Genomic DNA, 10,823 nt, shown 5'->3' with positions numbered 1-10,823 from the left:
GGTTTTACCGTAATGTCTTGCAATAATTTTCAAACAAGTTGGACCACAGTCCTTAAAATCTGCTTGTTTATAGTTCGGGAATTTCTTCAATTTTAATTCTTGTTTTACAAGGACAATATAATGCAATTATTTCATATCTAAATATAAAATAGTAGAGAGGATTCCCTCCCTACTAATCCATTCAATAATTCTAACTAACCTAACAAAGTCTTATTTTATTTAGCACTACTCACTTCACTATGATATTTCGATTGGCTCTAGTCGACATGGGCTAGCACATGATAAGCTATAATACATACATGTATTGGTATTAGGATCAATACAATTTTTCAAACTTCCTTTAATACTTTTTTGCTCATTTTTAGTTAATTCCTGAGCACCTTCTAAATTCAAAATATTCTTTATCATAACAATCGTTTTTTTTAATTAATTGAACACATGCCTCATCGATTTTAAAACAATAGAGAGAAAAAAAAAACAATTTCCTCTCTATACAAATAAGATTTGATTTCTAAAATTTAGAAATTATTCATCCCCATATACACAAAGCCCTCTCCAAATACCGTTTACTGGTCCATTACTACAATAAGATCCATTTGGACAAAATCCATCGTAACTACCACAAGCTATTCCACCTTTAATATTTTTTTGCTCATTTTTGGATAATTCCTGAGCACCTTCAAATTTTAAAATTTTCTTTAACATAATAATACGGTTTTTTGAATTTGTTAATACTTCAATCATTTTATGACATTTGAAGTTTATGTCATTTAATATAATCTCAAGAAAAATAAATGTTAGCTTAGATAGCAACAACCACCTGAAGAAATAGGATATAGTTCTGGGCACGGCTTAGTTCCTTTAAATATAGCAACTCCTTCACCTATAGCTCGAGCGCAAGCTTCGGTTACACCTCCATTGATATTTTTCTGCTCTTTTTTAGTTAATTCTTGAGCTCCTTCTAATTTTAAAATATGTTTTAACATAATTACATTTTTAAAAAACAGATTAACAGCACAATAAACTATATGCAACGACCAGTCCAAATACCATTAACCGGCCCACTATCACAATACGATGTACCTGGACAATATCCATCATAACTATCGCAAGCTATCCCACCCTTGACTTTTTTTAGCTCTTCCTTGCTTAATTGCTGAGCTCCTTCTAGATTTAAAATGTGTTTTAACATAGGCTTAAAATTTAAAAATTAGTTATTTTCAATTAATCTATTAAATATCCTCACACTAACAACGTCCTATAATCACTAGGAACACATGTCCAATAGAGAGGTACAGTACCTCCTTCCGAGCATCTTTGAGTTTTTTTGCCCATCACCACAAACTGGCGCATTGCCACCATGTATAACTTTCCGCTCTTCTTTTGTCATTTTTTGAGCTCCGTCAAGATTTAAAATTTTCTTTAACATCTTTTACAAATACTCCAGTCATTTGAAGACATTTAAAGTTTATGTCTTAACTATATTCAACAACTCTTGTTAAAAGATAATGACTATCTGGAGCATTCAATAAATCTACAATCCGGGTATGCAATATTATTATCCTCAGGACAACATACTATAAAATCTCCAGGACCATTCCCTCTAATTTCTTTCTGCTCCTCATTAGTTAATTCCTGAGCACCATATATTCTCGAAATATTCTTTAACATAATATAAAATTTTAAAAATTAACAAATACCCAAAGCAAGATACTTTGGGTGCATTTTTGATTATTCAAGTTTACTGACAACTCAATTGACTAAACCATACAAGATGAGCCTTTTGGAGCACATACACATCCTGTATCCGGACAACAAATAGTAACTGTTCCTGTAGGGCAAGCTCCAGCTCCATTAATTGATTTTTGTTCTTTTTTTGTTAACTCTTGAGTTCCTTCTAATTTTAAAATGTTCTTTAACATAACTTGGTTTTTTTGATTTTGTTAATACCTCAATCATTTTAAGACACTTGAAGCTTATGTCCAAAACTATTATCTAAATTAACATGCATGGAGTCCCTTTGGGAGCACACCCACACAATCCAGTATCTGGACAGCAAATAAGAATATCTGGACGTTGACATACTAATTCTGATGCTGATCCGCTAATAGATTTTTGTTCTTTTTTTGTCAATTCCTGAGCACCTTCTAATTTTAAAATGTTCTTTAACATAACTTGGATTTTTGAATTTGTTAATACCTCAATTATTTTAAGGCACTTGAAGTTTTATGCCTATATTTTAAAAAACAAGAAAAAGAATATTTCTATCTCCTTATCTTAAATTAAGACATTAGTAAATCAGCACTCAACATAACTATTAGGTCTACAAACTTCATCAAACTTACAATCAGATACACACTTAGTCCCCGTTGGACATGAGTCACCTTGAGCACAAGTCTTACCTCCATGTATAGTTTTTTGCTCATTTCTAGTTAATTCCTGAGCACCTTCTAATTTTAAAATCTTCTTTAACATAATTTGGTTTTTTGAATTTGTTAATACCTCAATCATTTTAAGACATTTGAAGCTTATGTCCAACTACTTAATAATAAATTGTATTTATGGCAATATTCACTAAACAACCTTTTCTTATTTTTGAGACAGCTACAAACAAATTAAATTTCATTAAATGCAACGATCCGATTCTCTCCTACATGGCCCATTTACAGCATACTGACACATTCCAATTGGACAATATCCATCTGTAGGGACCGAACCTCCATTAATTTCTTTTTGCTCATTTTTTGTTAATTTCTGAGCACCTCCCAGGCTTAAAATGTTTTTTAACATAATTTACTTTTTTGAATTTGTTAATACCTCAATCATTTTAAGACACTTGAAGCTTATGTCCATCCTAATAAGAATTCCATATATATTTTATGCACGCATTAAAGCATCTTCTCCTAATTCCTCATTATTTTCCAAAATATCATTAATAAAATATTTCAATTCCTTTAATTCATATTCACTTGGAAACAATTTATTATTAACAATTTTAACAGGTGTATAATTAAATCCATTATGCGAGCACCAGTCGTATTGTTGCTGTATTTGTAGATTAACTTTCATCGAAACTGAATTAACACTCCATTTATTCTGCCAAGCTTCGAGCGACATTTTCTTGATATGCCAATCGGATATCGCTTCTACAGTATTTTCTGGATTTGTTTCATTAATCATCAACAATCGCTCTACAACAACCTTATAAGGGTTTTGGCTATTCTCTGGATTTATATTAAAAAGTACATTCAAAAATATTTTTTCAGGAAATTTCCATATTAATTCAAATGAATCCTCAAATGCTTTATGACAATGTCCGCAGCTTGGACTTATAATAATCGAAAGTTTTACAGATGCATCACTATTTCCGAAATGCAAACCTTCTAATTTATCAAATGCTTCCAAGTCATTAATTTCTTTTGATAGAAAATCAAAAAGCACATAATTTCTTCTAAATTTAGTCAAGTCTTTTACCGAATTCTCTGCCGTTAATTTCCCCTCAATAACTGGCTTTATTGCAAACCAAACTGACAAAACAAGAATTAAAGAAAATAGATATTGGAAAAAATTAATTAAAGTTAAACTGATAAAAGATCCTGGTTTTAAAAGCCATCCCAAACCTTGAATTACCATTAAAAAAGAAACAGCCAAACACAACACACACCATTTTTTTATCTGATTTTTTTGAATCCAAATAGAATACAGTACAACGGGAAACGAAAGCAAGCTAAAGAATCCTACAAGACCAGAATTTGAAGGATGAATCAATATTGCCAAGACACCAGTAACAAAGAAAACCAATGGCAAATCTGAGAAACTAAACCACTTATTAACTTCCTCATTATAGGAATTAATAACCGATTCACAAGAAGTATTTGGATTGATATTACAAAATTTAGATACAATCTGATTATTCACTCCAAATTTCTCCTGAACTATAAATACACTAATCAACAACCCAAAAAGAGATGTAATTAAAAAAGTATAATCTGATAACTTATAGTCATTATAAAAACTTGACAAAACAATTAATGCCAAAATGAGAATACTATACTTAAGCCATTTTGGATTTTCTTTTAAACTTTCAACTACTGGAGATTCATTAGGTTCTATAGCTAGCACAACACCATTCCAATCTCTCGAAAAATCATCTGTTGTTAAAATACTCTTCTTGCTTTTTTCAGTTTCAACTACAATCAACTCGTCTGTTTTATTAACCAAGACCAAATCCTGATTAAAAATTGCAAGGAAAGAATTAGGCAATTCATGTAACTGTTCCTTTGGAACTTTTATTACTATATTCTCTATCGCCAATGTATTTAATGAATCTGTTACGGCAAATACACTTGGGTAGTTTGGATGAGAAAGAAACAGGTCCTCAAAGTCTTTTTTAGCATTTAAATAATTACTCAAATCAAGGTACTTGTTAACTAATTTTATCATATGAGCAGCATTAAACAAATTATTTTAATAAAATATAAATAGAATCAATAATTATTTATCTAAAATAGTAAATAATTACATACTAAAAAATATTTATGTAAAAAAACTCCTTTAATCTGATCTTCCCCTTTAAGACTCCCTAAATCAAATAACATTTCTATTTTACAATTATATCATCCTCATAAATAGTTTTGTTATTAATTGTTTTCATAATAACATGGAATCTGCCTAAAGGTAGTTCAAGATCAATCCTACCTTTATTTGATTTCATTAAAGAACTTTGTATAGGAATAGCCAAATCTTTAATTAATGTAAATTCATCAAAATCGATTACTTTAACAAGGATCTCTTTCTCTTTACCCACATTAAAACTATCACCCTTAATCTCAATTTTTCTAAAAATTACACCAGTATAAATTTTTCTCAAACTCGGTTGTATATTATTTATTAAAAAATAATCTGCCGATGATTTTACATTTGCATTATTCTCAAAGTAAGATCGAGGTATCAACATTAATTCTCTATCATTATCGGCACATATCGCAACCTGGTTGATTGTAACAGGATTTACACCTGTTAATTCTTTAAAATATTCAGCCATCCACTTCTTGCTAATATTTCCTTTTTCAATATGCGAGTGTCCTACATATACAAAAATTTTAGCATTAGGATCTTTTTCGAAAATTTTCATGATATTTCTAGCTTGATCTAATTCTCTATCAACATTATCTTTGTAACTTTCATGCCCTTGTATAACAAATCCTAAAGACTTGGCCTTTCTAATAAAATGAGCAAAGTAAGGTTCACTTGTGTATATTCCATTTTTGTAACTCGGAACATAATCACTTCCTTTATCTTCATTAAAAGCCTCCATAGAGAGATATTTATATCCATTTTTTTTCAAAACATCCAATATTTCCAAGGCAAATATTCTATGCTTAGGATAATAATGATCTTCATTAAGAATAATTATAGAGTTCTCTTTTGCTATTTGTGACATCTTATCAAAAACACTGTCATTTTCATAAACATTGTGTTTATTAAAAATACTCCTTACAAACAAATCAAATTCGTTTTTACGATTTTTCTCATATTTATTAATTAAGGAGTCGTAAACTTTATTATTTGACATAAAAGAATTGACAGTCGATAATAATTGAAACTTCACACTGTTTTTCCCCACGTCTTTCAAAGGAGCCTTGGATAATTTCTCATGCGCATATAGATCATTGGGATGATTATCTGAAAAATAATTTTTATATATTGAAAAATATGAAAGTTTTTTCACATTAAAACTATCGATACTAATTCTTTTCAACAATGTATCTACTTCATCAACCTTAATAAAATGATCATTTTTTACAATACCAATAGATTTAATTAAACCAATAATACTTCTTTTGCCTTTTTGCTTTTTAAATAAAACAGTTCCACTTAAAGAGTCATTAAGAATCTCTGAAGATGAAAAATTATTATTTGCTCCATTTATATTTTTAAAGAAAAAATAAATACTAAATCCTCTTCGCTTATACTCTGCAACCAAAAATAAATTCTCAAGAGAAACTTTATCTTTTCCTAACAACTGCTTAACTTGTCTTCTTTTCAAATTATTAACTCCAATAAATTCAGCGTCTTTATCAAAATCAATTCCAACTTTTAATGAATCATTGTAAAAATATTTTTCATTAAAATAATTGTACTCTAACATGTCTTTTTTAGCTGAGCTACAAGAAATTAAAATTAAAACCCCACTAATTATTGTTAAGATTAAGCCATTCATTTTTATACGGGTCATAATTACATTTTAAATTAGTTGAAAAGAATAAATCTGTATCTTTTTGTTTAAATGGAATACTTCCATCCGGACAAATATAACGGAACTCACAATCTCTACATATCGTAATTTTATCCTTTGTTATTTTCCAAAACTCGCTAAAACCCTCATTCTCAACAACATTATTAAGATCAACATAATCAATATGTCCAAAAGACAACTTGTCCCCTAAATACCTTTTGACATTACCATTCTCATCTATATATATTGTTCTATTATAGGCAGAATTATAAATAAGTGATTCATTGAAAGCTTCTAGATTTAGTACAAAATCATCTTGATTTTGCACTTTCATCGTAAGAATCTCATTTAATGATTTTTTTTCATAAACAAACTTTTTTCCTGCCCACCCTTTTAACAAATCCAATCCATCAACATTATAAAAAACAATTTCAACTAGCCGAGAAAATTTAGAATCAAAACGAAGAACTTTATTTTCAATACCTTTTGTATATTTTATAAATATTACAATCGTTTTAATTTTTGTTGTTTCAAGTAACCTCAAAATTTCAATCGTTTTCTTTTCGTCAAAAACTTCAGCAACTAATTTCAAACAACTAATTCCTAAATCATCAACCTTTAATTTTAATAAATCACTAATGCTCTCTTTAGACAAATTCATATCTAAAATAATGGTATCAATACTATAAGGTCTATCAAAACTATGGCTTATTGCTGGAAACTGTGAACTATCATTTGTAATAATAGCCAATTCGTTATCTAAAAAATATTGCATGTATTTTTTCAAAATAACCTTATACTCTTTAAAATCATTAAATAAATTGTATATTTTTTCTCCCGAATACTCATTAACAAAATCAATTATTTGATTAGAAAATACATGATAAGTTTTTCTTTGAACATCTATTATCACTCCTCTATTTAGACCTTTTACAGTCAAACAATTCGAAAACAACTTAAATTCTTTATTTATCATATGTTTTTAAATAAATCGGTTTATAAAAACTATCACAAATTATTTCAGAGCTTTGATAAAAAGTAGATTTGATAAATCTAAATTTACTTTTTTTTCTTTTCACTAAAACAAAGTCCTTTTTAGTAAATTCAGCAATAACAGGCAAATTTATTTTACATTTATTTTTCATCATTAAGAGATATTAATTTTTGAGCTACATGCTTATGTAAAGGATAATTACATGGAAATGCGGTCATTCCAAATTGCCCCGAAGGGTTTACTTCTAAAAAGTAATATTTTTCATCTTTCGACGCTTTTATAACATCTAGTGATCCTGTATTTAGTTTTAATTTTTTCATCAATAAATCAATATTATTTTCAAGCTCTATTGGGATTACATAAGGTATAAATCTATTTGGTGTTTCCCAATCATAATCTCTAAAATCAACTTTTGTTTGAGGATTATTTTGAGAAAATATTGCCATTGGGTAACATTTTCCCATTAAATAGAAAATTCTAAGTTCAATTTCTTTATCAATATATTCTTGAAAGAAAGAAGGACTAAACCTCTTATTTAACCCATTAACTGTATTAACAATAGCAGTACTTAATGAAGCATACGTATTTTCTAATTTAATATTAGTCGATTCAGCAATTGGTTTGGTTATTATTAAACCATTATTACTTTTTAAAAAAGCATCTAGTTTATGTCTTTCTGTGGTAACTAATGTATTGGGAATATTCATTCCTATGTCTTTAGCAATACTTAAAACTTCTATTTTAGATTTTTTAACATTCCTTTCAAAAAGCCATTTCTTACCATCTAAAAGACTCAATATCAACTCTCTCAAAGCTTTAAATTCGTTATGTAAAAAAACTACTAAATCTCTAACCGAATCTAATCTTCTTTCATAATCACTTAGAAAACCAAATTTTCTATACCATACTACGGTAATATCTTTTAAATAAACTCGTTGAGATAAAGTTTCAAAATAAGAATTTTCTTCATTACTAATATTGTAAAAAAAAACTACATTACCCTGCATCAATTCTTCATCATTAATTCTTAAAACAGGAGCTTTTAAAAAATTTAGCCAATCCATAACACAATCTGTATCCTTGTCAACCGGTTTACTCAATATAAGAATCATAAATCATTTTGTTTTATAAAATAATCAAGGTGTGTATCCAAACACACCTTGATATAAAATTAAATTATATTAACATGGATCTTCGCCATCATAAGTATTAAGTTCTTGTCCTGACCTCTGAGTATAGGTCTGGCAGTCTCTCATTTTTCCACCATAGACATTTTTAATTTCAACTTTTTCACATTCAAAATTTTCTAATTTTTTCATAATAATATTTTATTAAATTGATTAAATACTCCAATCATTTTAAGACACTTGGAATTTGTGTCTACTCTTGCGCAAGAATATTTTAAATATAACCTTAACTCATAATAATACATTAAAACAGCAAAATACGCCAACTAAAAAGATTGATAATACAAACAGCCTTAATTTCATTAGTTGCTATTTTATTGAAATATTATTCTACAAATATTATTTTTTTTAACACGCAAAATTCCAGATCCTTCAACAATTTATAAATTGTATACATACATTTTACAAATTGCTTCTAAACAATTTAACAACACTAAGTTCAATGTAATAGAAACTTAGCATAAAAATATTTCCTGATTTAAAAAAATAATCAAATACAAATTATTAATTTCAACATTCTAAACTTTTATTGGAGATTAAAAGAATAATAATTCACAATGAAATAAATGAGTTTAAAAAGTAAGAACCCCTAAACTACTTTTTAGCTCTAACTAGTTTCATCTATTTTTTTTACAAACTGCATTGGAGTCACTCCTGTTCTTTTACTAAAAGACTTTGTAAAAGAAACTGCATTTTTAAAACCAACACTCTCAGCAAGCGCCTGAGTTGAATATTTTCGATATTTAGAATCTGTGATTAATTTATTGATTACATAGTTAATCTTTAATTCATTAGAATATTCGCTAAAGGATTTCCCAAATCTCTTATTAACAACATAAGATAAATAGCTAGTATTTGTCTTTATTTTTTTTGCTACAGATTGTTGAGTAAAATCTGAATTCAAATAATAGAATTTCCTTTCTAAAAGCTTAAGTTTTTCGAATATTTCCTCTTCTTTTTCTAAATCTAAATTTAATTTTGTGACTATTTTAGGCATCTCTTCTACAACTTTTCTTTCATCATCTTCATCAAAGCCTTCTGTGTGCGAATTTTTCATTTCCAACTTTAATTTATATTCTTCAATTAAAGCATTTACTTTCTTATCTGTCTCTCTTTTCTTTTTAACACCTCTTATATATAAAATAATTAAAACCAATAGCACTGCAATAAAAAGAAAAAGCATAAGATTCCAAAATCTGATTTTATTCTCATTTTTTGACTTAAGTTCTTCCATTTCTTTTTTAACATTCACATTTCCCAATCGAAAATTAACTTCCAGAGCTTCATTGTTCAACTTAGATTGGACTTGCTCAAACTTATCAAAATATTTCTCCGAAAACATCAATGCCTCTTGAGGGTTATTCTTAATAGTGTAAATTTTGGCCAGATAATAATTCGAATTTATATAATCCAAATCATTAACCTTATTTATTTGGTAAATTGAGTCTACTTTTTTTAAAAAATGTAAAGATTTATCATACTCTTTGGCTTTAAAAAACAAACATCCTAAATTATAACTAGCAGTAAAAAATTCTCGTGGTGAATTGTTTTCTTTACTATAAAGAAAAATATCATAATAAATTTTTTCGGCATTCGGCAAATCATTCTTCATATAATAAATATTCCCTAAACTCATCTTAGAATTTAGTTTTGTATTCAAATAATTTTTAGAATAAGAAATTGCCTTTATATAGTAATGCTTTGCAGAATCTAAAAACTTAGGGTTTAAATTATTTTTTCCATATGACTTTTCATAAGCTCTACCTAGGTTAAAATTAATATTGCTTTTATAATTGGTGAATTTTTCTTCGGAGAACGAATATTTTATCTGATCTGTTATTTTATTTGATTCTTTTAAGGATATAATTGCCGATTTATAATTTCCCACTTCTATATTAATTAATGAAATATTCATATAAAATTTCACCTTTCGAATCTGGTCATTCTCTTCGTTAGCAATATTTAATCCTTTTTCAAATTTGTCAAATGCTTGTCTTAAATTATTTTTTTGCCAATCTATAAGTCCTCCATAATTTAATAAATCTGCAGTCAATATTCTCTTTTCCTTTGATTTCCTAACTTTTTCTAAAGTTTCAAAAGCTCGTTCATAAGATAGTTTTGATTTTATACTATCACCTTTAAGCTGATATAAATAAGCTTTTGCACCACTAGCAAAAGCTTTGTGCAAATAATTACCCGATTGCTCTATTCTATTCACATAAACAAAACCACTATCAACATTTGAATTTATAGACGACGTCACTTTATCTTGTAACAGAACATACTGTTTATCACTCAATGGTGAATTTTTTTGAGGAAAAACAGCATATGTAATAAGAAAAAATAAGAGGCATTTAACAAATTTCATTAATGATATGGTTTAGGATTATCCCAAATTTAGTTC

General features: G+C 27.8%; 13 protein-coding genes. All 13 read right to left on the bottom strand.

What is annotated here, in order from left to right; genetic code table 11:
* On the bottom strand, window positions 1–90 hold a 90-nt coding region (locus OIU83_RS23645), incomplete at its 3' end, for a cysteine peptidase family C39 domain-containing protein (protein ID WP_404827721.1).
* Window positions 91–525: 435 nt separating this feature from the next.
* Window positions 526–705, bottom strand: a complete 180-nt coding sequence (locus OIU83_RS20520) for a hypothetical protein (RefSeq protein WP_264208137.1) — start codon at window positions 703–705, stop codon at window positions 526–528.
* A 92-nt stretch (window positions 706–797) separates the two neighbouring features.
* A complete protein-coding gene (locus OIU83_RS20515; RefSeq protein WP_264208136.1) occupies window positions 798–986 on the bottom strand; it encodes a hypothetical protein in 189 nt (62 codons plus the stop codon).
* Between the two features lie 526 nt (window positions 987–1,512).
* Entirely contained in the window at window positions 1,513–1,671 is a 159-nt protein-coding gene (locus tag OIU83_RS20510; RefSeq protein ID WP_264208135.1) for a hypothetical protein, read from the bottom strand.
* A gap of 89 nt (window positions 1,672–1,760) precedes the next feature.
* Window positions 1,761–1,922, bottom strand: coding sequence for a hypothetical protein (locus OIU83_RS20505; protein WP_264208134.1), 162 nt, complete (start codon window positions 1,920–1,922; stop codon window positions 1,761–1,763).
* Between the two features lie 73 nt (window positions 1,923–1,995).
* Window positions 1,996–2,172 carry a hypothetical protein gene (locus OIU83_RS20500; RefSeq protein ID WP_264208133.1) on the bottom strand — a complete coding sequence of 59 codons (177 nt, stop codon included), beginning with the start codon at window positions 2,170–2,172 and terminating at the stop codon, window positions 1,996–1,998.
* A 453-nt stretch (window positions 2,173–2,625) separates the two neighbouring features.
* The gene (locus OIU83_RS20495) at window positions 2,626–2,790 is read right to left on the bottom strand and encodes a hypothetical protein (RefSeq protein ID WP_264208132.1); all 165 of its coding nucleotides are present in this window, start codon (window positions 2,788–2,790) and stop codon (window positions 2,626–2,628) included.
* A gap of 87 nt (window positions 2,791–2,877) precedes the next feature.
* On the bottom strand, window positions 2,878–4,443 hold the full coding sequence (locus OIU83_RS20490) for a vitamin K epoxide reductase family protein (RefSeq protein ID WP_264208131.1): 1,566 nt from the start codon (window positions 4,441–4,443) through the stop codon (window positions 2,878–2,880).
* A gap of 157 nt (window positions 4,444–4,600) precedes the next feature.
* Complete coding sequence (locus OIU83_RS20485) at window positions 4,601–6,238, bottom strand: hypothetical protein (protein WP_264208130.1); 1,638 nt, start codon at window positions 6,236–6,238, stop codon at window positions 4,601–4,603.
* On the bottom strand, window positions 6,195–7,214 hold the full coding sequence (gwsS, locus tag OIU83_RS20480; RefSeq protein ID WP_264208129.1) for a grasp-with-spasm system SPASM domain peptide maturase: 1,020 nt from the start codon (window positions 7,212–7,214) through the stop codon (window positions 6,195–6,197). Before gwsS ends, OIU83_RS20485 begins: the two co-directional genes overlap by 44 nt.
* 158 nt (window positions 7,215–7,372) lie before the next feature.
* A complete protein-coding gene (gene gwsG, locus OIU83_RS20475) occupies window positions 7,373–8,344 on the bottom strand; it encodes a grasp-with-spasm system ATP-grasp peptide maturase (RefSeq protein ID WP_264208128.1) in 972 nt (323 codons plus the stop codon).
* A gap of 69 nt (window positions 8,345–8,413) precedes the next feature.
* Window positions 8,414–8,551: a hypothetical protein gene (locus OIU83_RS20470; protein WP_264208127.1), complete on the bottom strand. Its 138-nt coding sequence runs from the start codon at window positions 8,549–8,551 to the stop codon at window positions 8,414–8,416.
* A 475-nt stretch (window positions 8,552–9,026) separates the two neighbouring features.
* Entirely contained in the window at window positions 9,027–10,718 is a 1,692-nt protein-coding gene (locus OIU83_RS20465; RefSeq protein WP_264208126.1) for a helix-turn-helix domain-containing protein, read from the bottom strand.
* Window positions 10,719–10,823 lie beyond the last annotated feature (105 nt).

The organism is Flavobacterium shii, assembly GCF_025847235.1.
GTDB classification, from domain to species: Bacteria; Bacteroidota; Bacteroidia; order Flavobacteriales; family Flavobacteriaceae; genus Flavobacterium; species Flavobacterium shii.
This window is presented reverse-complemented; position numbering and strand designations above follow the sequence as displayed.

Coding starts and splice junctions, on each gene's coding strand:
- OIU83_RS20515 (WP_264208136.1), bottom strand. CDS start 986: ATGTTAAAACATATTTTAAAATTAGAAGGAGCTCAAGAATTAACTAAA.
- OIU83_RS20505 (WP_264208134.1), bottom strand. CDS start 1,922: ATGTTAAAGAACATTTTAAAATTAGAAGGAACTCAAGAGTTAACAAAA.
- OIU83_RS20470 (WP_264208127.1), bottom strand. CDS start 8,551: ATGAAAAAATTAGAAAATTTTGAATGTGAAAAAGTTGAAATTAAAAAT.
- OIU83_RS20520 (WP_264208137.1), bottom strand. CDS start 705: ATGTTAAAGAAAATTTTAAAATTTGAAGGTGCTCAGGAATTATCCAAA.
- gwsS (WP_264208129.1), bottom strand. CDS start 7,214: ATGATAAATAAAGAATTTAAGTTGTTTTCGAATTGTTTGACTGTAAAA.
- gwsG (WP_264208128.1), bottom strand. CDS start 8,344: ATGATTCTTATATTGAGTAAACCGGTTGACAAGGATACAGATTGTGTT.
- OIU83_RS20490 (WP_264208131.1), bottom strand. CDS start 4,443: ATGATAAAATTAGTTAACAAGTACCTTGATTTGAGTAATTATTTAAAT.
- OIU83_RS20495 (WP_264208132.1), bottom strand. CDS start 2,790: ATGTTAAAAAACATTTTAAGCCTGGGAGGTGCTCAGAAATTAACAAAA.
- OIU83_RS20510 (WP_264208135.1), bottom strand. CDS start 1,671: ATGTTAAAGAATATTTCGAGAATATATGGTGCTCAGGAATTAACTAAT.
- OIU83_RS20500 (WP_264208133.1), bottom strand. CDS start 2,172: ATGTTAAAGAACATTTTAAAATTAGAAGGTGCTCAGGAATTGACAAAA.
- OIU83_RS20485 (WP_264208130.1), bottom strand. CDS start 6,238: ATGACCCGTATAAAAATGAATGGCTTAATCTTAACAATAATTAGTGGG.